Origin of the sequence: Kitasatospora cineracea (assembly GCF_003751605.1) — a bacterium.
In the GTDB taxonomy this organism is placed as follows: Bacteria; Actinomycetota; Actinomycetes; order Streptomycetales; family Streptomycetaceae; genus Kitasatospora; species Kitasatospora cineracea.
This window is the reverse complement of the sequence record NZ_RJVJ01000002.1, coordinates 1752366-1778535: the sequence shown is the minus strand read 5'-3', so window position 1 is coordinate 1778535 and position 26170 is coordinate 1752366. Positions and strand designations below refer to the sequence as shown.

Genomic DNA, 26170 nt, shown 5'->3' with positions numbered 1-26170 from the left:
ACACCCGTGGCCCAGGCCTCGGCGGCGAAGCAGCGCCCCGGAACCACCCGGACCCTGCTCAAGGGCAGCGAGGGCGGCGCGGGCACCGTCCGCCGCACGGTCCTCCCCGGCGGCCTGCGGGTCGTCACCGAGACCCTCCCGACGGTGCGCAGCGCCACCTTCGGCATCTGGGTCGGCGTCGGCTCCCGCGACGAGACGCCCGTCCTCAACGGCGCCACCCACTACCTCGAGCACCTGCTCTTCAAGGGCACCGCCCGGCGCGACGCCCTGGAGATCTCCGCCGCGCTCGACGCGGTCGGCGGCGAGATGAACGCCTTCACCGCCAAGGAGAACACCTGCTACTACGCGCGGGTCCTGGACACCGACCTGCCGCTCGCCATCGACGTGGTCTGCGACATGCTGACCGGCTCGCTGATCCGCCCCGAGGACGTGGAGTCCGAACGCGGCGTCATCCTCGAGGAGATGGCGATGGCCGAGGACGACCCGGGCGACGTCGTGCACGACCTGTTCGCCCAGGTGATCTTCGGGACGTCCCCGCTCGGCCGCCCCATCCTGGGCACCCAGGAGACCGTCACCGCGCTCACCCGCGACCAGATCGCCGGCTTCTACCGCCGTCGCTACAAGCCGGAGAACCTGGTGGTCGCCGCGGCCGGCAACCTCGACCACGCCAAGGTGGTCAAGCTGGTCGAGCAGGCCTTCGCGCCCGTCCTGGCCAAGTCCCAGGGCCACCCCGCCGAGGCCCGCCGCGGAATCAAGGCCGTCCGCACCGCCGGGAAGGCCGCCGTCCTCAACCGCCCCACCGAGCAGGCCCACCTGGTCCTCGGCCTCCCCGGCATCCCCCGCCACGACGAGCGCCGCTGGGCGCTCGGCGTGCTCAACGCGGCCCTCGGCGGCGGCATGAGCTCCCGGCTGTTCCAGGAGGTCCGGGAGAAGCGCGGCCTGGCGTACTCGGTGTACTCCTACTCCTCCTCGTACGCCGACACCGGCCTGTTCGGCATCTACGCCGGCTGCCAGCCCAAGCGGGTCGAGGAGGTGCTGAAGATCTGCCGCACCGAGCTCGCCCGGGTGGTCGAGGAGGGCATCACCGAGGAGGAGCTGCGCCGCGCCATCGGCCAGATCTCCGGCTCCACCGTGCTCGGCATGGAGGACACCGGCTCGCTGATGAACCGGATCGGCAAGGCCGAACTCTCCTACGGCCACCACCTGTCGGTGGACGAGATGCTGGGGAAGATCGCCGCGGTGACCCTGGACGACGTGCACGCCGTCGCCCGTGATGTGCTGGGGGCGCACCGCCCCTCGCTCGCCCTGATCGGCCCGATCAACGACCGGCGGGCCGCCAAGCTCGCCGACCTGCTGGTCTGACGACCGGCTGGAGAGGACAACTGACATGACGCTGCGCGTCGCCGTGATCGGCGCCAAGGGCCGGATCGGCTCGGAGGCGGTCAAGGCCGTCGAGGCCGCCGAGGACCTGGAGCTGGTGGCCGCCCTGGGCCGCGGCTCCGACCTGACCGAACTCACCCGGGCCCGGGCCGACGTCGCCGTCGAGCTCACCCACCCCGACTCGGTGATGGGCAACCTCGACTACTGCCTCGGCAACGGCATCCACGTGGTCACCGGCACCACCGGCTGGACCGAGGAGCGCCTCGCCACCGTCCGCGAACTGCTCGCCAAGGCGCCCGGATCGGGCCTGCTGATCGCCCCCAACTTCTCCATCGGCGCGATCCTCGGCATGAAGTTCGCCCAGGCCGCGGCCCGGTACTTCGAGTCCGTCGAGGTGATCGAACTCCACCACGACAACAAGGCCGACGCCCCCTCCGGCACCGCCACCCGCACCGCCCAGCTGATCGCCGCCGCCCGCACCGAGGCCGGCCTGCCCCCGCAGCACGACCCGACCACCCACGGCCTGCCCGGCGCCCGCGGCGCCGACGTGGACGGCGTCCCGGTGCACGCGGTGCGGCTGCGCGGCCTGCTGGCGCACCAGCAGGTGATGTTCGGCGACACCGGCGAGACCCTGACCATCCGGCACGACTCGATGCACCACAGCAGCTTCATGCCCGGCATCCTGCTCGGCGCGCGGAAGATCGCCGACCACCCGGGCCTCACCTTCGGCCTGGAACACTTCCTGGACCTGTGACATGACCTCCCGCACCGGCTTCTTCGTCCTCTCCGGCATCCTGCTGCTGGTCAGCCTGGTCTGCATCGGCGAGGGCATCCAACTGGTCGCCACCGGCAAACCGCTGGGCATCGGCATCGGCGCGTGCGCCTTCGTCATCCCGGTGATCGGCGTCTGGTTCCTCACCCAGACCGTCCGCTTCGGCCGGGCCGGCGAGCGGCTCGCCCGCGAGCTGGAGGCCGAGGGCGGCCTGCCCGTCGACGAGTTGAAGCGCACCTCCGGCGGCCGGATCGACCGCGCCTCCGCCGACGCGGTGTTCGCCCGCCGCAAGGCCGAGGCCGAGGCCGACCCCACCGACTGGCGCAACTTCTTCCGGCTGGCCGTCGCCTACGCCGACGCGGGCGACGTGCCGCGGGCCCGCAAGGCCATGCAGCACGCGATCAAGCTGCGCGGGGCGGGCTCTCCCACCGCCGTAGACTGACCCGTACTCCCCTCCAGACCCCCTCAGGACGTTCTCCCATGCGCGCAGTAGAACCCCAGGTCCACCTCATCGCCCGCCCCGAGCTCGACTACGACGAGGTCGCCGCCTACCTGCAGGACGTCGGTGGCGAGAGCTGGCTGGAGCGGGTCGACCGCGGCGACCTGGACGACGCCCAGAACCTGGCCGAGTTCGCCGGCCGGATCTGCTACCGCTCGTGGAAGCCGGGCCTCAACCCGAACGTCACCAAGGTCCGCACCGACCAGGACGTCTACCTCAAGAACATCCTGGCCAGCGCGCACGGTTCGGTGCTGGAGCACGTCTCCTTCACCTTCGTCCTGCACAACGTCAGCCGGGTGGTCACCCACGAGCTGGTCCGCCACCGGGCCGGCGTCGCGGTCTCCCAGGAGTCGCTGCGCTTCGTCCGCCTCGACGACATCCCGTTCTGGTTCCCCGAGTGGGCGCAGCAGGACGAGGAGCTGATGTCCCGGGCCACCGGCCTGATGAAGGAGATCGAGGAGTTCCAGCACTGGATGGCCGCCCACTTCGGGCTGGACGAGGAGGGCGTGAAGTTCCACGAGAAGAAGGAGAAGACCTCCTTCATGCGCCGCTTCGCCCCCGAGGGCCTGGCCACCGGCCTGGTCTGGACCGCCAACGTCCGCACCCTGCGGCACGTGATCGAGAACCGCACCGCGCCGGGCGCCGAGGAAGAGATCCGGCTGCTGTTCGGCAAGATCGGCGAGCTGATGGTCAAGGAGGCCCCGTCGCTGTTCGGCGACTACACCGTCGAGGACGGCGCCTGGGTGCCGGGCTGGCGCAAGGTCTGACGGCCCGTCGGAGCACCGGGCCGGCCGCCCTCACCCGTGCGGCCTTCGGCTGCCGCCCCCGGCCCGCCCGCTGACCTGCGCCGACGAGCAGATGGGCGGACTGTCCGGCATGTCTGGATTGCGGCTTTCTCGGCCGCTCCATACGCTCAGGACACGGATTCCGGTGCTGCGTGAACCCCCGAGCGCGCAGCACCGGAATCCCATGTCCGGCCCGGGTCCCGGTGCCCCTCCCGACGACCCGCACTGTCCAAACCCTGGACCTGCGTGGCTATCGACCACCGCCCTACGAGTAGCTTTGGACCCATGGCTCCGACCTCCACACCGCAGACGCCCTTCGGCCGGGTCCTGACCGCGATGGTCACCCCGTTCACCCCCGAAGGGGACCTCGACCTCGACGGCGCCCAGCGCCTCGCCGCACACCTGGTGGACTCCGGCAACGACGGCCTGGTACTCAACGGCACCACCGGCGAGTCGCCCACCACCACCGACGCGGAGAAGGCCCGGCTGGTGCGGGCCGTGGTCGAGGCGGTCGGAGACCGCGCCCACGTCGTCACCGGCGTCGGCACCAACGACACCCACCACAGCGTGGAACTCGCCCGCCAGGCCGTGGCCGCCGGCGCGCACGGCCTGCTCGCCGTCACCCCGTACTACAGCAAGCCCCCGCAGGAGGGCCTGTACCGGCACACCGTCGCCATCGCCGACGCCACCGACCTGCCGGTCATGCTGTACGACATCCCCGGCCGCTCCGGCGTCGCGCTCGAAGCGGACACCCTGGTCCGGCTCGGCGAGCACCCCCGGATCGTCGCCAACAAGGACGCCAAGGGCGACGTCTCCGCGGCCTCCTGGGCCATCGCCCGCTCCGGCCTCGCCTGGTACTCCGGCGACGACAACCTGACCCTGCCGCTGCTCTCGGTCGGAGCCGTCGGCGTGGTCAGCGTGGTCGGCCACGTCGTCGCCGCCGAGATGCGCACCATGATCGAGGCGTTCACGGCCGGCGACACCGCCAAGGCGCTCGCCGTCCACCAGTCCCTGCTGCCGGTCTTCAGCGGAATGTTCCGCACCCAGGGAGTGATCCTGGCCAAGGCTGCGTTGAACCTGCAGGGACACCCGGCCGGCCCGCTCCGGCTGCCCCTGGTCCCCGCCACGGACGCGGAGACCGCCCGGTTGAAGGAGGATCTCGCCGCCGGCGGGGTACACCTGTAACCAACAACAGACGTGCGCGCCCCCGGCTCGCCGGACCCACCCGGGTCCGCCGCTGGACCGGGACCGAAGGCGCGCGGCACTCGGCAGTCAGGTAACCACGATGGACGCACGCCATATGCCACCGGGGGAAGAACCCCCCGGGCATATGGCGTGCGTCGTGAGGAGAGTCTTTTGAGCCACCCGCACCCCGAACTCGGCGCGCCCCCCGCACTCAAGGAAGGCGCCCTCCGCATCACCCCGCTCGGCGGCCTCGGCGAGATCGGCCGCAACATGACGGTCCTCGAGTACGGCGACCGGATCCTGATCGTCGACTGCGGCGTCCTCTTCCCCGAGGACGAGCAACCTGGCGTCGACCTGATCCTCCCCGACTTCAGCTACATCCGGGACCGCCTCGACAAGATCGACGGCATCGTCCTCACCCACGGGCACGAGGACCACATCGGTGCCGTGCCCTACCTGCTCCGGGAGAACCCGGACATCCCGCTGATCGGCTCCAAGCTCACCCTCGCGCTGATCGAGGCCAAGCTCGCCGAGCACCGCATCCACCCCTACGTCCTGGAGGTCGTGGAGGGCGACCGCGAGCGGATCGGCCCCTTCGACTGCCAGTTCATCGCGGTCAACCACTCCATCCCGGACGCCCTCGCCGTCGCCGTCCGCACCCCCGCGGGCATGGTCGTCGCCACCGGCGACTTCAAGATGGACCAGCTCCCGCTGGACGGCCGGCTCACCGACCTCCCGGCCTTCGCCAAGCTGGCCGAGGAGGGCATGGACCTCCTCCTGGTGGACTCCACCAACGCCGAGGTCCCCGGCTTCATCCCGCACGAGCGCGACATCTCCGCGGCCCTGCGCAACGTCTTCGCCAACGCGGAGAAGCGCATCATCGTCGCTTCCTTCGCCAGCCACGTGCACCGCATCCAGCAGGTGCTGGACGCCGCGCACGAGTACAAGCGCAAGGTCGCCTTCGTCGGCCGCTCGATGGTCCGCAACATGGGCATCGCCCGTGAACTCGGCTACCTGAAGGTCCCCGGCAACCTGGTCGTCGACGTCAAGACCCTCGACGACCTGCCCGACAAGGAGGTGGTGCTGATCTGCACCGGCTCCCAGGGCGAGCCAATGGCCGCGCTCTCCCGGATGGCCAACCGCGACCACCAGATCCGCATCGTCGAGGGCGACACCGTCGTCCTCGCCTCCTCGCTGATCCCCGGCAACGAGAACGCCGTCTACCGGGTCATCAACGGCCTCACCCGCTGGGGCGCCAAGGTCGTCCACAAGGGCAACGCCAAGGTGCACGTCTCCGGCCACGCCTCGGCCGGCGAGCTCCTGTACTTCTTCAACATCTGCAAGCCGAAGAACCTGATGCCCGTCCACGGCGAATGGCGCCACCTGCGCGCCGCCGCCGACCTCGGCATCGCCACCGGCATCCCGCGCAACCGCGTCGTCATCGCCGAGGACGGCGTCTGCGTCGACCTCGAGAAGGGCGTCGCCCGGATCGTCGGCAAGGTCCGGGCCGGCTACGTCTACGTGGACGGCTCCTCGGTCGGCGACATCACCGAGGCCTCGCTCAAGGACCGCCGCATCCTCGGCGAGGAGGGCTTCATCTCGGTCTTCGTGGTGGTCGACTCCGCCAACGGCAAGATCGTCAGCGGCCCGACCATCCAGGCCCGCGGTTCCGGCATCGACGACGGTGCGTTCACTTCGGTCGCCGCCAAGCTGGAGGAGGCCCTGACCCGCTCCGCCGGCGAAGGCGTCCTGGAGGTCCGCCAGATCCAGCAGTTGGTCCGCCGGATCATCGGCAAGTGGGTCGCGGACAACTACCGCCGACGCCCGATGATCCTCCCGGTCGTCGTCGAGGTCTGAGGCACGACCTGATTTGACCTGGGGCAGCTCGGTGCGTAACGTTCTCCGAGTTGCCCCACGGTCGTGCGGCTTCGCTCCGGATTCGAATTCGTTCGAAACGGGGCGGGGAAAACAGGCCGAGAAACTCTGGTAGAGTTCGGGAGCGCCGAAAGGCGAAAGCAAATCGGACCGAATGAAACTCCGGAAAACGGAGCGGAAAACATCTGATAAGCTGGGAACACGAAAGAACGAAGCGCCCGGAGGGTCCGCAGGAGTGCGGTCCGAAGGAAGTGTCCGTTCCTTGAGAACTCAACAGCGTGCCAAAAGTCAACGCCAGATATGTTGACATCCCCGGCCTCGACGTCTCGTCGGGGTTGGAGATTCCTTTTGAAGTAAAACACTAGCGAGGACGCAGTGCACGGGGCCGCCTTATTCCGGTGGCTGCTGTGCCGCTCTTTCGTGGAAGCATTCACGGAGAGTTTGATCCTGGCTCAGGACGAACGCTGGCGGCGTGCTTAACACATGCAAGTCGAACGGTGAAGCCCTTCGGGGTGGATCAGTGGCGAACGGGTGAGTAACACGTGGGGAATCTGCCCTGAACTCTGGGACAAGCCTTGGAAACGAGGTCTAATACCGGATACGACCGTCTCCCGCATGGGGGCCGGTGGAAAGCTCCGGCGGTTCAGGATGATCCCGCGGCCTATCAGCTTGTTGGTGGGGTAACGGCCCACCAAGGCGACGACGGGTAGCCGGCCTGAGAGGGCGACCGGCCACACTGGGACTGAGACACGGCCCAGACTCCTACGGGAGGCAGCAGTGGGGAATATTGCACAATGGGCGAAAGCCTGATGCAGCGACGCCGCGTGAGGGATGACGGCCTTCGGGTTGTAAACCTCTTTCAGCAGGGAAGAAGCGCAAGTGACGGTACCTGCAGAAGAAGCACCGGCTAACTACGTGCCAGCAGCCGCGGTAATACGTAGGGTGCGAGCGTTGTCCGGAATTATTGGGCGTAAAGAGCTCGTAGGCGGCCTGTCGCGTCGGATGTGAAAGCCCGGGGCTCAACCCCGGGTCTGCATTCGATACGGGCAGGCTGGAGTGTGGTAGGGGAGATCGGAATTCCTGGTGTAGCGGTGAAATGCGCAGATATCAGGAGGAACACCGGTGGCGAAGGCGGATCTCTGGGCCATTACTGACGCTGAGGAGCGAAAGCGTGGGGAGCGAACAGGATTAGATACCCTGGTAGTCCACGCCGTAAACGTTGGGAACTAGGTGTTGGCGACATTCCACGTCGTCGGTGCCGCAGCTAACGCATTAAGTTCCCCGCCTGGGGAGTACGGCCGCAAGGCTAAAACTCAAAGGAATTGACGGGGGCCCGCACAAGCAGCGGAGCATGTGGCTTAATTCGACGCAACGCGAAGAACCTTACCAAGGCTTGACATACACCGGAAACTGGTAGAGATATCAGCCCCCTTGTGGTCGGTGTACAGGTGGTGCATGGTTGTCGTCAGCTCGTGTCGTGAGATGTTGGGTTAAGTCCCGCAACGAGCGCAACCCTTGTTCTGTGTTGCCAGCGAGTAATGTCGGGGACTCACAGGAGACTGCCGGGGTCAACTCGGAGGAAGGTGGGGACGACGTCAAATCATCATGCCCCTTATGTCTTGGGCTGCACACGTGCTACAATGGCCGGTACAAAGGGCTGCGATGCCGCGAGGCGGAGCGAATCCCAAAAAGCCGGTCTCAGTTCGGATTGGGGTCTGCAACTCGACCCCATGAAGTTGGAGTTGCTAGTAATCGCAGATCAGCATGCTGCGGTGAATACGTTCCCGGGCCTTGTACACACCGCCCGTCACGTCACGAAAGTCGGTAACACCCGAAGCCGGTGGCCTAACCCGTAAGGGGAGGAGCCGTCGAAGGTGGGACCAGCGATTGGGACGAAGTCGTAACAAGGTAGCCGTACCGGAAGGTGCGGCTGGATCACCTCCTTTCTAAGGAGCACACGGCAGCTTCGGGCGAATGTCCCGGAGTGCTAGCTCATGGGTGGAACGTTGACTATTCGGCACAGGAAGCGAACAGGTCGCCAGTACTGCCCCCTCGGGGCGTGGAAAGCGGTTCTCTGGGAGTGACTGTGCCGGGCACGTTGTTGGGTCCTGAGGGAACGAGTGATCGTTTTCTCATGGATGCCGGCCTCATGCCGGGCGCTCCTGTCAGGGGTGTCGGGTTTGGGTGTCTGGTCGTTGTTTGAGAACTGCACAGTGGACGCGAGCATCTGTGGCCAAGTTTTTAAGGGCGCACGGTGGATGCCTTGGCACCAGGAACCGATGAAGGACGTGGGAGGCCGCGATAGGCCCCGGGGAGCTGTCAACCGAGCTTTGATCCGGGGGTGTCCGAATGGGGAAACCCGGCAGTCGTCATGGGCTGTCACCCGCATCTGAACACATAGGGTGCGTGGAGGGAACGCGGGGAAGTGAAACATCTCAGTACCCGCAGGAAGAGAAAACAACCGTGATTCCGGGAGTAGTGGCGAGCGAAACCGGATGAGGCCAAACCGTTGTGGTGTGAGACCCGGCAGGGGTTGCCACGACGGGGTTGTGGGAAAGTTCTTCAGTCGTCTGCCGGCGGCTGGGCGAGTCAGAAACCGTATGGGTAGTCGAAGGACATGCGAAAGGTCCGGCGTAGAGGGTAAGACCCCCGTAGACGAAATCTGTACGGCTCGCTTGAGCTTCTCCCAAGTAGCACGGGGCCCGAGAAATCCCGTGTGAATCTGGCGGGACCACCCGCTAAGCCTAAATATTCCCTGGTGACCGATAGCGGATAGTACCGTGAGGGAATGGTGAAAAGTACCGCGGGAGCGGAGTGAAATAGTACCTGAAACCGTGTGCCTACAAGCCGTGGGGGCAGCCTTCGGGCTGTGACTGCGTGCCTTTTGAAGAATGAGCCTGCGAGTTTGCGGTGTGTAGCGAGGTTAACCCGTGTGGGGTAGCCGTAGCGAAAGCGAGTCCGAATAGGGCGATCGAGTTGCATGCCCAAGACCCGAAGCGGAGTGATCTAGCCATGGGCAGGTTGAAGCGCGGGTAAGACCGTGTGGAGGACCGAACCCACCAGGGTTGAAAACCTGGGGGATGACCTGTGGTTAGGGGTGAAAGGCCAATCAAACTCCGTGATAGCTGGTTCTCCCCGAAATGCATTTAGGTGCAGCGTCGCGTGTTTCTTGCCGGAGGTAGAGCACTGGATAGGCGATGGGCCTTACCGGGTTACTGACCTTAGCCAAACTCCGAATGCCGGTAAGTGAGAGCGCGGCAGTGAGACTGTGGGGGATAAGCTCCATGGTCGAGAGGGAAACAGCCCAGAACACCGACTAAGGTCCCTAAGCGTGTGCTAAGTGGGAAAGGATGTGGAGTCGCAGAGACAACCAGGAGGTTGGCTTAGAAGCAGCCACCCTTGAAAGAGTGCGTAATAGCTCACTGGTCAAGTGATTCCGCGCCGACAATGTAGCGGGGCTCAAGCACACCACCGAAGTCGTGTCATTGCAGCAATACCCCCAACGGGGGCTGTGATGGGTAGGGGAGCGTCGTGTGCCGGGTGAAGCAGCCGAGGAATCGAGTTGTGGACGGTTCACGAGTGAGAATGCAGGCATGAGTAGCGATACAAGAGTGGGAAACTCTTGCGCCGATTGACCAAGGGTTCCTGGGTCAAGCTGATCTGCCCAGGGTAAGTCGGGACCTAAGGCGAGGCCGACAGGCGTAGTCGATGGACAACGGGTTGATATTCCCGTACCCGCTTTGAAGCGCCAACGTCGAACCTCTTGATGCTAAGCCCGTGAAGCCGGCCCGGAGTCTTCGGACAAAGGGACGTGGTGGAGCCGGTGACCCAACGGGGTAGTAGGTGAGCGATGGGGTGACGCAGGAAGGTAGTCCAGCCCGGGCGGTGGTAGTCCCGGGGTAAGGGTGTAGGACGTTGCGTAGGCAAATCCGCGCAACACGTGTCTGAGACCTGATGCCGAGCCGATTGTGGTGAAGTGGATGATCCTATGCTGTCGAGAAAAGCCTCTAGCGAGTTTCATGGCGGCCCGTACCCCAAACCGACTCAGGTGGTCAGGTAGAGAATACCGAGGCGTTCGGGTGAACTGTGGTTAAGGAACTCGGCAAAATGCCCCCGTAACTTCGGGAGAAGGGGGGCCATTGCTGGTGACGGGACTTGCTCCCCGAGCTGGTGGTGGCCGCAGAGACCAGCGAGAAGCGACTGTTTACTAAAAACACAGGTCCGTGCGAAGCCGTAAGGCGATGTATACGGACTGACGCCTGCCCGGTGCTGGAACGTTAAGGGGACCGGTTAGTCCGATTTCGGTCGGGCGAAGCTGAGAACTTAAGCGCCAGTAAACGGCGGTGGTAACTATAACCATCCTAAGGTAGCGAAATTCCTTGTCGGGTAAGTTCCGACCTGCACGAATGGCGTAACGACTTCTCGACTGTCTCAACCACAGGCCCGGTGAAATTGCATTACGAGTAAAGATGCTCGTTTCGCGCAGCAGGACGGAAAGACCCCGGGACCTTTACTATAGCTTGATATTGGTGTTCGGTTCGGCTTGTGTAGGATAGGTGGGAGACTGTGAAGCAGCAACGCCAGTTGTTGTGGAGTCGCCGTTGAAATACCACTCTGGTCGTGCTGGATGTCTAACCTGGGTCCGTGATCCGGATCAGGGACAGTGTCTGGTGGGTAGTTTAACTGGGGCGGTTGCCTCCTAAAGGGTAACGGAGGCGCCCAAAGGTTCCCTCAGCCTGGTTGGCAATCAGGTGTTGAGTGTAAGTGCACAAGGGAGCTTGACTGTGAGACTGACGGGTCGAGCAGGTACGAAAGTAGGGACTAGTGATCCGGCGGTGGCTTGTGGAAGCGCCGTCGCTCAACGGATAAAAGGTACCCCGGGGATAACAGGCTGATCTTCCCCAAGAGTCCATATCGACGGGATGGTTTGGCACCTCGATGTCGGCTCGTCGCATCCTGGGGCTGGAGTAGGTCCCAAGGGTTGGGCTGTTCGCCCATTAAAGCGGTACGCGAGCTGGGTTTAGAACGTCGTGAGACAGTTCGGTCCCTATCCGCTGTGCGCGTAGGAGTGTTGAGAAGGGCTGTCCCTAGTACGAGAGGACCGGGACGGACGAACCTCTGGTGTGCCAGTTGTCCTGCCAAGGGCATGGCTGGTTGGCTACGTTCGGGAGGGATAACCGCTGAAAGCATCTAAGCGGGAAGCCTGCTTCGAGATGAGCACTCCCACCTCCATCGAGAGGGTAAGGCTCCCAGTAGACGACTGGGTTGATAGGCCGGATATGGAAGCCCTGTGAGGGGTGGAGTTGACCGGTACTAATAGGCCGAGGGCTTGTCCTCAGTTGCTCGCGTCCACTGTGTTGTTCTGAAACAACGACCCCCGCCGGAGGGATCCGGCCGGGCGGCGACAGTTTCATAGTGTTTCGGTGGTCATAGCGTGAGGGAAACGCCCGGTTACATTCCGAACCCGGAAGCTAAGCCTCACAGCGCCGATGGTACTGCAGGGGGGACCCTGTGGGAGAGTAGGACGCCGCCGAACAATCATTGTGGGAAAGCCCCCTGACGGGAAGTCAGGGGGCTTTCTCGCGTTCCCGGGACTTGCCGGGTAACCTGCGCCAATGCAGAACCTGACGTTGACGTGGCAAACCTCGGCCGGTGCCTCCGCGGCGCTGCACGCTGCGGCGTTCGCGGTCAGGCGGGGGGTGGTCCGGCGGGCCGGCGGGGAGGTGCGGCGGCGTCGGGCGGGGACGGCGGCGGATGCGTTGCGGGAGGCTGGGACGCTGCTGGCGCTGTTCGCGCTGTGGCAGGTGGTGGGGCACCTGTCGTTGGTGGGGACGGGGCACGCATTGGAGCGGGCGGAGTGGATCCACCGGACGGAGGGGGAGTTCGGGCTGCCGGACGAGGCGTCGTGGCAGCGGGCGGTGATGGGGCATCCGTGGCTGGTGCAGGGGGCGAACTACTACTACGCCACGATGCACTTCGGCGTGATGCTGGTGGTGCTGCTGTGGCTGTTCCTGCGGCACCGGGCGCGGTACGCCTGGGTGCGGACCACGGTGGTGGCGACGACGGCGGTGTGCCTGCTGATCCAGTTCATTCCGGTGGCGCCGCCGCGGATGCTGCCGGGGAACGGGTTCGTCGACCTGGCGGAGCAGTACGGGCAGTCGGTGTACGGGAACGCGGTCGCGGGGGTGGTGGCGGACCAGCTGTCGGCGATGCCGTCGGTGCACGTGGCGTGGTGCGTGATCGCGGCGGTGGCGGTGGTCTCGGTGGCGCGCGGGCCGTGGCGGTGGCTGATGGTGCTGCACCCGGTGGTGACGGTGTGGGTGGTGGTGGTGACGGCGAACCACTTCTGGGCGGACGGCCTGGTGGCGGTGGTGATCCTGCTGACCGTGTACCTGGTGCAGGCGGCGGTGTCGGGGTGGCGGCAGAAAGAGGACGGCGTGACGGCGGTCGCGGCCGCTGCGGGGGAGCGGGAGCCCAGCGCGGTGCAGTAGCGAGTCGGAGGGGGTGGGTGGCGGCTTCCGGAGGCCCCGGAGCCGTCGGCGGCGTCTGGGGGAGGGGAAGGGGCCGGTCAGCCGGGCTGGGCGGAGAGCAGGGCTTCGGCGAGGGCGGTGCGGTAGTAGCGGCCGGTGGTGGCGGGGCCGGCGACGAGGCGGGCGTCGAGCAGGACGCTGAGGTGGTCGTCGACGGTGGCGGGGCTCAGGCCGGTGCGGGTGGCGAGTTGGGTGGTGTCGCGCGGGTGGTCGAGGGCGGCGAGGAGGTGGGCGCGGGCGCTGCCGAGCAGGCGGCCCAGGCTGGGGGGTGGGGTGTGCGGGCCGGGGACGGGGGCAGCCGAAACCGGGTAGACGACGGCGAGCCGGGTGCGCGACTCGTTCGGGCAGAGCCAGCCATGGCGGGCGCTGGTGGGGATGAACAGCAGGTCCGGGGAGGCGGGCGGAGGTGCGGGGAGGTCGGGAGTGGTGAGGCGGAGGCGGCCGTCGGGGAGCCAGCGGTGCTGGGGGCCGAGGCGGGGGAGGGCGGCGGGCCAGCCGTGGCGGTGGGCGCGTTCGCGGCGGACGGTAAGGTCGGCTCGGAGCGTGCGCAGGCGGGCGGGCCATTCGGGGCGGACGACGTGCTGCCACGTCCAGGCGAGGAGTTCGGCGGGTTCGGCGGGCAGGCCGGCGTCGGCGAGGTCGGGTAGGCGGGGGTCGGCGTCCGGGTCGGGGACGGGCAGCCGTAGGGCGGTGGGCCAGTCGGCGGGCCGGTGCGCGGCCAGCCAGGCGGCGAGGTGAGGGGCGGTTGCGAGGTGGGCGCGGAAGGCGGGCTGGTGGGTGGCGAGCCAGTCGCGGCGCCAGGGCTCGGGGTGGAGTTCGGCGAGGACGCCGACCGCGGCGACGGTCTCGACCAGCGGTGAGAGCGCGAAACGGCATGCGGCGAGGGACTCCGTGCTCACCAGCCAATGACCCATGCGTCCCCTCCGAACGCAGACAGTAGCAATCGGCGGTGAACGGGTCAGGCGATTGCCCGATCACCGGGGGGACGGGAGCGGGGGAGGGACCGGCCCGCGGACGCGCCGGGGCCCGGGCGCCGTGGGGGTGGCGTCCGGGCCCCGGGGTGGTGCGGTGAACGGTGGTGCGGGGGCGGTTACTTGACCGGGAGGGCGACCTTGCCCCAGCGGCCGCCGGTCAGGTCGGCGGTGGCGGAGTACCAGGCCGCCAGGCCGGCCACGGCGGCGACCCAGCCGCCGACCTTGCCCCAGCCGGCGGCGTCGCCGAGGACCCCGATGGCGCTGAGCACCAGGGAGACCGTCAGCAGGCCGTAGACGGCGCGGGTGAGCTGGCCGGCGCCCCAGGAGGCGGCGGTCAGGGTGAGCGCGAGCAGCGCCCACAGCAGCAGGAACAGGCCCGCGGTGTTCTTGCCGGCCGGGCCGGCGGCGGCCCAGGTCGCCCAGAAGGCGCCGAGGGCGGTGAACGCGGTGCCGCTGAAGCGGTCGCCGCCGCGGAACTGCCAGAGGCCGGCGACGAACAGCGTCACACCGCCGACCAGGTGCGCCAGCGAGGACGCGCCGCCGACCGAGGTGCCGCTGAGGACACCCGTGCCGAGCAGGCCGTACGCCAGGAGAGTCAGACCGAGGGCCAGGTAACCGAGTGGACCCGCGTCAGCGGATCGGGCGTTCGCCCCGGAGGCTTCATTGCTCACCGGAGGCTCCTTTCACTCTGCGCCAGGGCATGGCGGGATCACGGTGAAAAGTGGGTGTGCGAGGGGTGGTGCCGGGTGCCGGGTCGTGGGCGCACCGAAGGGAGGGTGCGGCGGCTGCGGCGAGTGAGAGAACCGGCGGCCGAGCCGCTGGTCATGCCCTCCGGGGTGGAAGCCCCCGGTGCTTACGGTGTACCCGGCGCCCCGGTTTTGTACCCTTGTGAATCACGCAGAATGAGCAAGTGTGAGCAAACCGTGACCAGTTCGGGTGCGGGGCCCGGTCGGTTCTGTCGCTGGGGAGGCCCGGTCAGTTCTGGCGCTGGGTCGGGATCCGCAGGGTCAGGATGGCCATGTCGTCGGACGGGGGCTCGGGGGCGAACCGCTCCACCGCCCGGTGCACCCGGGCCGCGACGGCGCCCGCGGTCAGGCCCGCGCAGCCGGTCAGCACCTCGACCAGGCCGTCGTCGCCGAGCATCCGGCGGCCCTCCCGGCGTTCGGTCACGCCGTCCGTCACGCACAGCAGGACCTCGCCCGGGGCGAGCACCAACTCCTCGGCGGTGAGGTCGAGTTCGTCCATCACGCCGAGCAGCGGCTGCGGCGAGGCGGCCTGGTCGACCTGTCCGTCGGTGCGCAGCCGCAGCGGCAGCGGGTGGCCGGCGCAGACCAGTGACAGGGCGGTCGAGCCGTCCTCGCGGGGCGTCAGCTCGCCGTACAGCAGGGTGAGGAAGCGGGCCCGGCTGCCCTCGTCGAGGATCGCGGCGTTCAGCCGGGTGAGGACCTGCGGGGCGTTCAGGCCCTCGCGGGCCAGCAGGCGCAGCGAGTTGCGGGCCAGGCCGGTGACCGAGGCGGCCTCGGGGCCGGTGCCGCAGACGTCGCCGATGGCGAAGCCGTAGGTGCCCTCGCGGATCGGGAACAGGTCGTAGAAGTCGCCGCCGACCTCGTTGCCCTCGCCCGCGGCCTGGTAGAAGACCTCCACCTCGACGCCGGGGATCTTCGGCAGCTCCGGCGGCAGCAGGGCGCGCTGGAAGGCCTGGCTGGTGGCGGTGCGCTCGGAGTACAGGCGGGAGTTGTCCAGGGCGAGGGCGGCCCGGCGGGAGAGGTCCTCGCCGAGTTCCAGGATCTCCTGGCGGAACCGGACGCCGTGCCGGGTGCCGAGCACCAGCAGGCCGATCACCCGGTTGCGGGCGGACAGCGGCAGCACCACCGTCTCGCCGAGGTCCGGGCCGACCGGGTGGCCGAGGGCCCGGGCGGTCTCGGCGGGCGCCGTCCACGGGCGGGCGCCGGGGCTGGGCTCCGCCTCCGGGGCGGGGGACTTGTCGAGCAGGGCGCGCAGCGCGTCGATCCGGTCCTCGTCCTCGTGCAGCACGAAGGCGAGTTCGGCGCCGGCCGCGGCGTCCGCGGTGGTGTAGACGGCGCACCAGGAGGAGAGCGTGGGGACGGCCATCTGCGCCATCAGGGCGAGCGTCTGCTCGTGCTCCAGGGTGCCGGCGAGCAGGTCGGACGCCTCGACCAGGAAGGACAGCGAGCCGCGCCGCAGCCGCTCCAGTTCGCCCAGGCGGGCGCTCTCCAGGGCCAGCGCGATCCGGTCGGCGGCGAACTGCAGGCGCAGCGCGTCCTCGTTGTCGTAGCGGCCGGGGGCGGCCGCGGCCACCCCGAGCGAGCCGGTCAGCCGGCCCTCGACCTTGAGCGGGACGGTGATCAGCGAGCGCAGTTCGGTGCCGTCGAGCAGCGGGGCGGCGCCGGTCGGGCGGACCGACAGGTCCTCGTGGACGGCGGGCAGCCGGGCCGAGTCGAAGCGGCCCGCGCCGGCGTCGATCGGCAGCCGGGCGAAGCGCCGGGACGGGCCGGTGAGGCCGGTGGCGGCGCGCAGTTCGAACTCGGTCTCGTCCTCGCTGGTGAGCAGCAGGTAGGAGGCGTCGGCGTCGAGCAGGTCGCGGGCGCGTTCGACGATCCGCTGCAGCAGGCTGGACAGGTCGTCGGGGGAGACCGGGCCGACCAGCAGGTCCAGCGGTTCGACGGCGGTGGCGGCGCCCTCCACGGCGCTGCCGGGGGTGCCGGGGGTGCGCAGCACCGCGCGGTCGGCCTCCCGGACCAGCACGCACAGCACGGTCGGGGTGCCCTGGCTGTCGCGCAGCCGCACGTGGGTGCCGTAGACCTCCTGGACCGCGCCGTCGCCGCCGCGCACCGCGTACGAGCCCTCCCAGCGGGCCAGGCGCAGGGTGTCGCCGAGGCCGAGGCCGGGGGTCTGCGGCCAGACGGCGAGTTCGGCCCAGGGACGGCCGAAGACGGCGTCGGCGGGGCGGTGGAAGAGCGTCTCGGCGTCGGGGTTCCAGTGCCGGATGCGCCCGTGGTCGTCGAGCTGCACCACGGCGACCCGCACCGGCCCGTCCGCGGCCGGGAGTTCGCCGCCGGGCAGGCTGGGCAGGGCGTAGCGGGTGCCGGGGCTCTGCTCGGGCAGGGCGAGGCGGAACCAGACGGTCTTGCGGCCGGCGGTGTACTCCACGCCCCAGCTGCTGGAGAGCGCCGAGCACATCAGCAAGCCGCGGCCGCCCTCGCCGTCCGGGTCGGCGTAGCGCTCGGAGTTCATCGTCACGTTGGCGAAGGACGGCAGGCCGCGCTCGGGGTGCCGGTCGCTGACCTCGATCCGGACGGTGTCCTCCTCGCGCAGGCAGACCACCTCGGCGGCCGTCCCGGCGTGCACCACCGCGTTGGTGACCAGCTCGCTGACCAGCACCACGGCGTCGTCCACCACCTCGGGCAGCCCCCAGCCGAGCAGGGCGTCCCGGACGAAGCCGCGGGCCGCGGCGGCCGACCGGTCGACCGGTTCGAAGGTGGCGGCTGTGCGCGCGGTGACCACGGCCACGGCTCCTCTGCTGACTGGTCCGGCGGACGGTTCGGGCGGTGCGGCGGACGCGGGGCGGCGTCGCCTCGGTCCGGTGCGGCCCTCCACCCTACTTTCCGGTTGGTACCCAGTGGGGCCGGGGCGTCGAAACAGGCACCTGGGGGTGATTTCGTTCACCACTTTCCCTGGTCGTCGGGAAAACTCCTGGAGAACCGGACCGACACCGGGTGCCAGTGCTGTCACACTGGGGGGTCCGCGTGCCGTCACCGCCGCAGTACGGTCGACAGGGACGGCGCGGGAGCCGACCGGCCGGACGCCGATCCTCCCGCGGCGGTGAACCGAGTCAGGACCTGGGAGGGCCCCGTTGAGTTCGGCGACCAAGGACGTGTCCGGTACGACGACCGCCGCTGCGCGCGGCGCCCGCCCGGTGCCGCCGTCGCGGGCCGGCGGCGGGCGGCGCCCGGGGCCGGGGCGCGGCGCGGAGCCCGCGGAGCTGCGCAAGCTGCTGACCGCGCTGACCGCGATGCGGGACGGCAACTTCCGCCGCCGGCTGACCTTCCCCGGTGACGGCCTGCTGGCGGAGATCGCCGCGGTGTTCAACGAGGTCGCCGAGCGCAACCAGCACCTCACCGGTGAACTGGCCCGGGTGCGGCGGGCGGTGGGCCGCGAGGGCCGGCTCTCGGAGCGGCTGGAGACCGGGGTCGGCGAGGGCGCCTGGATGGCGGCCGTCGACAACTGCAACGCGCTGATCGACGACCTGGCCCGGCCGATGGCCGAGGTCGGCCGGGTGCTGGGCTCGATCGCCGAGGGCGACCTGACCCAGACCATGGAGCTGCGGTCGGTGCACACCACCGGCGCGAGCTACCCGTTGCGCGGCGAGTTCCTGAAGGTCGGCCGGACCGTCAACGGCCTGGTCGACCAGCTGTCGGAGTTCACCGACGAGGTGACCCGGGTGGCGATCGAGGTCGGCACCGAGGGCAAGCTCGGCGGCCAGGCCCGGGTGCGCAGCGTCTCCGGCTCCTGGAAGGACCTGTCGGACTCGGTCAACACCATGGCCGGCCGGCTGACCGCGCAGGTCCGCAACATCGCCGAGGTGACCACCGCGGTGGCCCGCGGCGACCTGTCGCGCAAGGTCACCGTCGACGTCGACGGCGAGATGCTGGAGCTGAAGAACACCGTCAACACGATGGTGGACCAGCTCAACTCGTTCGCCGCGCAGGTCACCACGGTGGCCCGCGACGTGGGCACCGAGGGGCGGCTGGGCGGCCAGGCGCAGGTGTCGGGCGTGGCCGGCGTGTGGCGCGACCTCACCGACTCGGTGAACTTCATGGCCGCCAACCTGACCGCGCAGGTCCGCAACATCGCCGAGGTGACCACCGCGGTCGCGCTCGGCGACCTGTCGCGCAAGATCGAGGTGGACGCCCGGGGCGAGATCCTGGAGCTGAAGAACACCATCAACACGATGGTCGACCAGCTGTCCGGGTTCGCCGAGCAGGTGACCCGGGTGGCGCGCGCGGTGGGCACCGAGGGCATCCTCGGCGGGCAGGCCCAGGTGCCCGGCGTGGCCGGCGTCTGGAAGGACCTGACCGAGAACGTCAACTCGATGGCGAACAACCTGACCAGCCAGGTCCGCGGCATCGCGCAGGTCACCACCGCGGTCGCCAAGGGCGACCTGTCGCAGAAGATCCAGGTCGACGCGCGGGGCGAGATCCTGGAGCTGAAGAACACCATCAACACGATGGTCGACCAGCTCTCGGCGTTCGCGGACGAGGTGACCCGGGTCGCCCGGGACGTCGGCACCGAGGGCATCCTGGGCGGCCAGGCCAGCGTGCCCGGGGTCTCCGGCACCTGGAAGGACCTCACCAACTCGGTGAACCTGATGGCCAACAACCTGACCAGCCAGGTGCGTTCGATCGCGGAGGTGACCACCGCGGTGGCCCGCGGCGACGTCTCCAAGAAGATCACCGTCGACGCGAAGGGCGAGATCCGCGAACTCGTCACCACCGTCAACACCATGGTCGAGCAGCTGTCCGCGTTCGCCGACGAGGTCACCCGGGTCTCCCGCGAGGTGGGTACCGACGGCCGGCTCGGCGGGCAGGCCCGGGTCCCCGGCGTGGCCGGCATCTGGCGCGACCTGACCGACAACGTGAACCTGATGGCGTCCAACCTGACCAGCCAGGTCCGCAACATCGCCGAGGTGGCGGCCGCGGTGGCCCGCGGCGACCTGTCCAAGAAGATCGCCATCGACGCGGCCGGCGAGGTCGCCGCGCTCGCCGACACCCTGAACACCATGGTCGACCAGCTGTCGGCCTTCGCCGTCGAAGTCACCCGCGTCGCCCGCGAGGTGGGCACCGACGGCATCCTGGGCGGCCAGGCCAGCGTGCCGGGCGTCGCCGGGATCTGGAAGGACCTGACCGAGAACGTCAACCTGATGGCCAACAACCTCACCGGCCAGGTCCGCAACATCGCCCTCGTCATCACCGCGGTGGCCCGCGGCGACCTGTCGCAGAAGATCGACGTCGACGCCCGCGGCGAGATCCTCGAACTGAAGACCAGCATCAACACCATGGTCGACCAGCTCGGCGCCTTCGCCGACGAGGTCACCCGGGTCGCCCGCGAGGTCGGCACCGACGGCCGCCTCGGCGGCCAGGCCCGGGTCCCCGGCGTGGCCGGCACCTGGCAGGACCTCACCGAGTCGGTGAACGAACTCGCCAACAACCTGACCCGGCAGGTGCGCGCGATCGCCCAGGTCGCCACCGCCGTCACCCGCGGCGACCTGTCGCCCCGGATCAACGTGGACGCGTCCGGCGAGCTCGACGAGCTCAAGGACAACATCAACCAGATGATCGCCAACCTGCGCGAGACCACCCGCACCAACAAGGAACAGGACTGGCTCAAGTCCAACCTGGCCCGGATGTCCGGCATGCTGCAGGGCCGCCGCGACCTCTCCGCCGTCGCCTCGCTGATCATGAGCGAGCTGACCCCGGTGGTCTCCGCCCAGCACGGCGCCTTCTTCCTCGCCCAGCCCGCCGGGCGCACCGCCGAACTCGTCACCGAGGACGACGACGAGAACGACATCGTGCTGCGCCTGATCGGCTCCTACGGCTACCACCGGCGCACCATGCCCACCACCTTCCGGCTCGGCGAGGGCCTGATCGGGCAGGCCGCGGTGGAGAAGCGGCCGATCGTGCTCAAGGAGACCCCGCCCGGCTACCTGAAGATCTCCTCCGGCCTCGGCGAGTCCTCCCCGGCGCACGTGGTGGTGATGCCGGTGCTGTTCGAGGGCCGGCTGCTCGGCGTGATCGAACTCGCCACCTTCTCCAGCTTCACCACCGTCGCGCTGGACTTCCTCAACCAGATCGCCGACCAGATCGGCGTCACCGTCAACACCATCTCGGTCAACACCAAGACCGAGGGCCTGCTGCTGGAGTCCCAGCGGCTGACTGCCGAACTCTCCATGCGCTCCGCCGAGTTGGAGGCCCGCCAGGAGGAGCTGGAGCGCACCAACGAGGAGCTGCAGGAGAAGGCCGAGCAGCTCGCCCAGCAGAACCGCGACATCGAGATCAAGAACAGCGAGATCGAGGAGGCCCGGCAGATCCTCGAGGAGCGCGCCGAGCAGCTCGCGCTGGCCTCCCGCTACAAGAGCGAGTTCCTCGCCAACATGTCGCACGAGCTGCGCACCCCGCTCAACTCGCTGCTGATCCTGGCCAAGCTGCTCTCCGACAACAACGAGGGCAACCTGTCGGCCAAGCAGGTCGAGTTCGCCGAGACGATCCACGGCGCGGGCAGCGACCTGCTCCAGCTGATCAACGACATCCTCGACCTGTCCAAGGTCGAGGCGGGCAAGATGGACGTCCGCCCGGCCCGGATCGCGCTGGTCCAGCTGGTCGACTACGTGGAGGCCGCGTTCCGGCCGCTGGCCGCCGAGAAGAACCTGGACTTCGCGGTCCGGGTCTCCCCGGACCTGCCGGTCACCCTGCACACCGACGAGCAGCGCCTCCAGCAGGTGCTGCGCAACCTGCTGTCCAACGCGGTGAAGTTCACCGACGCCGGCGCGGTCGAGCTGATGATCCGCCCGGTGGCCGGGGCGGAGATCCCGCAGCACGTGCGCGAGCAGCTGCTGGAGTCCGGCACCATGGCCGACCCGGACGAGCCGCTGATCGCCTTCTCGGTCTCCGACACCGGCATCGGCATCCCCGGCAACAAGCTCCGGGAGATCTTCGAGGCGTTCAAGCAGGCCGACGGCGGCACCAGCCGCAAGTACGGCGGCACCGGCCTGGGCCTGTCGATCAGCCGGGAGATCGCCCGGCTGCTCGGCGGCGAGATCCACGTCGAGAGCGAACTGGGCCGCGGCTCCGCCTTCACCCTCTACCTGCCGCTGCGCAGCGAGGGCCCCGAGCCGGTCACCCTGGAGCGCGGAGGCGCCCCGCGCGCCCTCGAAGCGCCCCGCACGCCCGCCGAGCAGTGGACCCAGGAGGCCCGCGGCCTGGTCGAGGAGCGCCGCCGCTCCACCGCCGAGCGCCGCCGCCCCGCCGAGGCCCCCCGCCCCGCCGAGGAGACCGTCCCGCGCCAGGGCGAGCCGTCCCGCCCCGCCACCGCGGCCCCGCCGCGCTTCGACGGCGAGCGGGTGCTGATCGTCGACGACGACATCCGCAACGTGTTCGCCCTCACCAGCGTGCTGGAGCAGTACGGCCTGACCGTGCTGTACGCCGAGAACGGCCGCGAGGGCATCGAGATGCTCGAGCAGCACGAGGAGGTCGCCCTGGTGCTGATGGACATCATGATGCCCGAGCTGGACGGCTACGCGACCACCGAGCAGATCCGCCGGATGCCCCGGTTCTCCGGCCTGCCGATCATCGCGCTGACCGCCAAGGCGATGAAGGGCGACCGCGAGAAGAGCCTCCAGGCGGGCGCCACCGACCACATCACCAAGCCGGTGGAGACCGACCACCTGCTGGCGGTGATGCGCCAGCACCTGCCTGTCAGGTGACCGCCGCCCGCGGGGGCCCGCTCCGGCTGGCCCCCGCGGGCGGGAACCCGGTAAGGTCACCCGTCGTTGCCAACAGTGACCGTACGGTGACGCCCGGCACCGGGCCTGTGGCAGGCAAGGGGGTACGGCTAGCATGACCGGGGCAGTGATGGGCGGCACGAAGGTGCCGGCCCTCGGGAAACAACCGGCAGGAGGGCGGGTCCTGGTGCAGAAGGCGAAGATCCTCCTGGTCGACGACCGTCCGGAGAACCTGCTCGCCCTCGAGGCGATCCTCTCCGCGCTCGACCAGACCCTGGTGCGCGCCTCCTCCGGCGAGGAAGCGCTCAAAGCTCTGCTCACCGACGACTTCGCGGTCATCCTGCTGGATGTCCAGATGCCCGGCATGGACGGGTTCGAGACCGCCGCGCACATCAAGCGCCGGGAGCGGACCAGGGACATCCCGATCATCTTCCTGACCGCGATCAACCACGGCCCGCACCACACCTTCCGCGGCTACGCGGCCGGTGCGGTCGACTACATCTCCAAGCCCTTCGACCCGTGGGTGCTGCGGGCCAAGGTCTCCGTCTTCGTCGACCTGTACCAGAAGAACACCCAGCTCAAGGAGCAGGCCGCACTGCTGCGCCTGCAGCTGGAGGCGGGCGCGGAGCCGGCCATCGGCGGGGCGCTGCTCGGCGAGCTGTCGGCCCGGCTGGCCGCCGTCGAGGAGCAGGCCGAGGCGCTCACCAAGCAGCTCGACGCGGGCTCCGACAGCGGCGCCGCGGCGACCGCAGCGCACCTGGAGCGGAAGATCGCGGGCCTGCGCGGGGCGCTGGACGCGCTGCGCCCCGGCGCGAACTGACGGGTCGTCGGCGTCGCCCGTCCGGGTGGTTCCCGGGCGGCTGACGGCGCGTCGGCGACACAACCCGCCGAAGTGCGCCCGCGCATGTCCGCGGCCCGGGCGCGCCGGTAGGCTGCCCCCCATGGCCACACGAACGCCCGGAAGCGCCGCCGCACGCACCAGCAAGCCCGGGCCGGCCAAGGGCGCGCCAGCCAAGAAGGCCGCGGCGAAGAAGGCCGCCCCCGCCAAGAAGGCCCCGGCGAAGAAGGCCGCGCCGGCCAGGAAGGCCGTCGCCCCGCCCCCGCCGCCCCCGCCGAAGCGGCCGATACTCTTCCGGGCCGTCCGGGCCCTGTGGCTGGGCCTGGCGCACTCGGTGGGCGCGGTGTTCCGCGGCTTCGGCCACGGCGCCCGCAACCTGCACCCCGAGCACCGCAAGGACGGCGTGGCGCTGCTGCTGCTGGCACTCGCCCTGGTGACCGCCGCCGGGACGTGGTTCAGCCCGCAGGGCTGGCTCGGCGAGGCCGCCACCAACGTGGTCTCCGGCCTGTTCGGCCGGCTCGACGTGCTGGTGCCGTTCCTGTTCGGCGCGCTCGCCGTCCGGCTGATGCGCCACCCCGAACTCCCGGAGGCCAACGGCCGGATAGCGATCGGCCTGAGCACCCTGGTGGTCGGCGTGCTGGGCCTGGTGCACATCGGCTGCGGGGCGCCCGCGATGGGCGCCGGCGCGACGAGGATCCGGCAGGCCGGCGGCCTGATCGGCTGGGCCGTGTCCACCCCGATGATGGCCGCGGCCGGCCCGCCGCTGGCCGTCCCGCTGCTGCTGCTGGTCGCCTTCTTCGGCCTGCTGGTGGTCACCGCCACCCCCGTCAACCGGATCCCCGAGCGGCTGCGGCTGCTCGGCGTGCGCCTGGGCGTGGTCGAGCCGCTGCCCGGCGAGCTGGATCCGGAGGAGGCCGGGGCGTCCGACGCCGAGCGCGCCTACTCCACCGCCCCGCCCGAGGACGCCGACCCGGACGCGCTGCCGATCACCATCGAGGGCGACGAGCTCTCCGCCCGCCGCAAGCGCCGCCGCCGCAAGGCCGACGACGACGTCGAGGTCACGGAGGCCGCCGAGCCGCTCTCGTTCGAGAAGGACCCGTACCAGACCCGCGACCTGGCGGCCGGCGTCGCCGCCGACCTGGACGGCGCGCTGCTGTACGGGGTGCCCGGCTCGCCCGCGGTGGCCAGCATGATCGGCCAGGTCAAGGACAACACCGCCCCGCCCGAGGAGCCCTGGACGCCGGAGGTGCCCGCCGCCCGGGCCGCCGACGCCCCCGAGGGCCACGGCGCGGCCCCGGCCCGGATGGAACAGCTCCAGCTCTCCGGCGGCGGCGACTACGCGCTGCCCTCCCTCGACCTGCTGGAGCGCGGCGCCCCCGGCAAGGCCCGGTCCCAGATCAACGATGACGTGGTGGCCCAACTCAGCGGCGTGTTCACCGAGTTCAAGGTCGACGCGCGGGTCACCGGCTTCACCCGCGGCCCGACGGTGACCCGCTACGAGGTCGAGCTCGGCCCGGCCGTGAAGGTCGAGCGGATCACCGCGCTGGCCAAGAACATCGCCTACGCGGTGGCCACCCCCGACGTGCGGATCATCTCGCCGATCCCCGGCAAGTCCGCGGTCGGCGTGGAGATCCCCAACCGGGACCGGGAGATGGTCACCCTCGGCGACCTGCTGCGCTCGCGCGCCGCCGCCGAGGACACCCACCCGATGGTGGTCGGCATGGGCAAGGACGTCGAGGGCCACACCGTGATGGCCAACCTGGCGAAGATGCCGCACGTCCTGGTGGCCGGCGCCACCGGCGCGGGCAAGTCCTCCTGCATCAACTGCCTGATCACCTCGGTGCTGGTGCGCGCCACCCCCGACGAGGTCCGGATGGTGCTGGTCGACCCCAAGCGGGTCGAACTGACCGCCTACGAGGGCATCCCGCACCTGATCACGCCGATCATCACCAACCCGAAGAAGGCCGCCGAGGCCCTCCAGTGGGTGGTCCGCGAGATGGACATGCGCTACGACGACCTGGCGGCCTACGGCTTCCGGCACGTCGACGACTTCAACGCCGCCGTCCGGGCCGGCACCGTGCAGCCGCCACTGGGCAGCGAGCGCGAACTGGCGCCCTACCCGTACCTGCTGGTGATCGTCGACGAGCTGGCCGACCTGATGATGGTCGCCCCGCGCGACGTCGAGGACTCGGTGGTCCGGATCACCCAGCTCGCCCGGGCCGCCGGCATCCACCTGGTGCTGGCCACCCAGCGCCCCTCGGTGGACGTGGTCACCGGCCTGATCAAGGCCAACGTGCCGTCCCGGCTGGCCTTCGCCACCTCGGCGATGGCCGACTCCCGGGTCATCCTCGACCAGCCCGGCGCCGAGAAGCTGATCGGCAAGGGCGACGCGCTGTTCCTGCCGATGGGCGCCTCCAAGCCGGTCCGGATGCAGGGCGCGTTCGTCACCGAGGCGGAGATCGCCAAGATCGTCCAGCACTGCAAGGACCAGCTGACCGCCCGCTACCGCGACGACGTGGTGGTCGGCGGCGGCCCCAAGAAGGAGATCGACGAGGAGATCGGCGACGACCTCGACCTGCTGATCCAGGCCGCCGAACTGGTCGTCACCACCCAGTTCGGCTCGACCTCGATGCTCCAGCGCAAGCTCCGGGTCGGCTTCGCCAAGGCCGGCCGGCTGATGGACCTGATGGAGTCCCGCGGCATCGTCGGCCCCAGCGAGGGCTCCAAGGCCCGCGACGTGCTGATCAAGCCCGACGAGCTGGACGGCGTGCTGGTCACCCTGCGCGGCTGAGCTCCCTCCCCCCGCCCCGCCGG

13 protein-coding genes and 3 rRNA genes are annotated in these 26170 nt (G+C 69.4%); 13 read left to right on the top strand and 3 right to left on the bottom strand.

Translation table 11 applies throughout. The features are described 5' to 3' along the window. Window positions 1–6: 6 nt before the first annotated feature. The 10 genes from EDD39_RS33975 (at window position 7) to EDD39_RS33925 (ending at window position 12987) form a co-directional block, all read left to right on the top strand. Entirely contained in the window at window positions 7–1362 is a 1356-nt protein-coding gene (locus EDD39_RS33975) for a M16 family metallopeptidase (RefSeq protein ID WP_244257407.1), read from the top strand. Between the two features lie 25 nt (window positions 1363–1387). Then, window positions 1388–2134: a 4-hydroxy-tetrahydrodipicolinate reductase gene (gene dapB, locus EDD39_RS33970; RefSeq protein WP_123563322.1), complete on the top strand. Its 747-nt coding sequence runs from the start codon at window positions 1388–1390 to the stop codon at window positions 2132–2134. Between the two features lies 1 nt (window position 2135). Further along, window positions 2136–2594, top strand: a complete 459-nt coding sequence (locus tag EDD39_RS33965; protein WP_123563320.1) for a tetratricopeptide repeat protein — start codon at window positions 2136–2138, stop codon at window positions 2592–2594. A 38-nt stretch (window positions 2595–2632) separates the two neighbouring features. Further along, window positions 2633–3418, top strand: coding sequence for an FAD-dependent thymidylate synthase (thyX, locus tag EDD39_RS33960; protein WP_030462692.1), 786 nt, complete (start codon window positions 2633–2635; stop codon window positions 3416–3418). A gap of 303 nt (window positions 3419–3721) precedes the next feature. Continuing rightward, window positions 3722–4621, top strand: coding sequence for a 4-hydroxy-tetrahydrodipicolinate synthase (dapA, locus tag EDD39_RS33955; protein ID WP_123563318.1), 900 nt, complete (start codon window positions 3722–3724; stop codon window positions 4619–4621). 171 nt (window positions 4622–4792) lie between these two features. Continuing rightward, window positions 4793–6478, top strand: a complete 1686-nt coding sequence (locus tag EDD39_RS33950; RefSeq protein WP_123563316.1) for a ribonuclease J — start codon at window positions 4793–4795, stop codon at window positions 6476–6478. 447 nt (window positions 6479–6925) lie between these two features. After that, window positions 6926–8442, top strand: a 16S ribosomal RNA gene (locus EDD39_RS33940). A gap of 285 nt (window positions 8443–8727) precedes the next feature. Then, window positions 8728–11833, top strand: a 23S ribosomal RNA gene (locus EDD39_RS33935). Between the two features lie 82 nt (window positions 11834–11915). Continuing rightward, window positions 11916–12032, top strand: a 5S ribosomal RNA gene (gene rrf / locus EDD39_RS33930). The 16S, 23S and 5S rRNA genes sit together here, the layout of an rRNA operon. Before the next feature lie 79 nt (window positions 12033–12111). After that, window positions 12112–12987: a phosphatase PAP2 family protein gene (locus EDD39_RS33925; protein ID WP_123563312.1), complete on the top strand. Its 876-nt coding sequence runs from the start codon at window positions 12112–12114 to the stop codon at window positions 12985–12987. A gap of 77 nt (window positions 12988–13064) precedes the next feature. Here EDD39_RS33925 and EDD39_RS42390 read toward each other — a convergent pair whose 3' ends face one another. The 3 genes from EDD39_RS42390 to EDD39_RS33910 form a co-directional block, all read right to left on the bottom strand. Next, window positions 13065–13925, bottom strand: a complete 861-nt coding sequence (locus tag EDD39_RS42390) for a winged helix-turn-helix domain-containing protein (protein WP_162870289.1) — start codon at window positions 13923–13925, stop codon at window positions 13065–13067. Between the two features lie 191 nt (window positions 13926–14116). After that, entirely contained in the window at window positions 14117–14671 is a 555-nt protein-coding gene (locus EDD39_RS33915; protein ID WP_030457956.1) for an acetate uptake transporter, read from the bottom strand. 304 nt (window positions 14672–14975) lie between these two features. Beyond that, window positions 14976–17618: a SpoIIE family protein phosphatase gene (locus EDD39_RS33910; protein WP_425269792.1), complete on the bottom strand. Its 2643-nt coding sequence runs from the start codon at window positions 17616–17618 to the stop codon at window positions 14976–14978. Window positions 17619–18033: 415 nt separating this feature from the next. On the opposite strand from EDD39_RS33910, the gene EDD39_RS33905 reads away from it, so the two are divergent. From EDD39_RS33905 to EDD39_RS33895, 3 genes are all read left to right on the top strand, one after another. Then, complete coding sequence (locus EDD39_RS33905) at window positions 18034–22500, top strand: HAMP domain-containing protein (RefSeq protein ID WP_198544943.1); 4467 nt, start codon at window positions 18034–18036, stop codon at window positions 22498–22500. Between the two features lie 202 nt (window positions 22501–22702). Further along, window positions 22703–23338: a response regulator gene (locus EDD39_RS33900; RefSeq protein WP_030457959.1), complete on the top strand. Its 636-nt coding sequence runs from the start codon at window positions 22703–22705 to the stop codon at window positions 23336–23338. Window positions 23339–23459: 121 nt separating this feature from the next. Further along, window positions 23460–26147: a DNA translocase FtsK gene (locus EDD39_RS33895; protein WP_123563308.1), complete on the top strand. Its 2688-nt coding sequence runs from the start codon at window positions 23460–23462 to the stop codon at window positions 26145–26147. The last annotated feature ends 23 nt before the right edge of the window (window positions 26148–26170 follow it).

Bases quoted from the DNA above. Each gene is read 5' to 3' on its own strand.
- EDD39_RS33925 (WP_123563312.1), top strand. From the start codon at position 12,112: ATGCAGAACCTGACGTTGACGTGGCAAACCTCGGCCGGTGCCTCCGCG.
- EDD39_RS33895 (WP_123563308.1), top strand. From the start codon at position 23,460: ATGGCCACACGAACGCCCGGAAGCGCCGCCGCACGCACCAGCAAGCCC.
- thyX (WP_030462692.1), top strand. From the start codon at position 2,633: ATGCGCGCAGTAGAACCCCAGGTCCACCTCATCGCCCGCCCCGAGCTC.
- dapB (WP_123563322.1), top strand. From the start codon at position 1,388: ATGACGCTGCGCGTCGCCGTGATCGGCGCCAAGGGCCGGATCGGCTCG.
- dapA (WP_123563318.1), top strand. From the start codon at position 3,722: ATGGCTCCGACCTCCACACCGCAGACGCCCTTCGGCCGGGTCCTGACC.
- EDD39_RS33965 (WP_123563320.1), top strand. From the start codon at position 2,136: ATGACCTCCCGCACCGGCTTCTTCGTCCTCTCCGGCATCCTGCTGCTG.
- EDD39_RS33905 (WP_198544943.1), top strand. From the start codon at position 18,034: ATGCGGGACGGCAACTTCCGCCGCCGGCTGACCTTCCCCGGTGACGGC.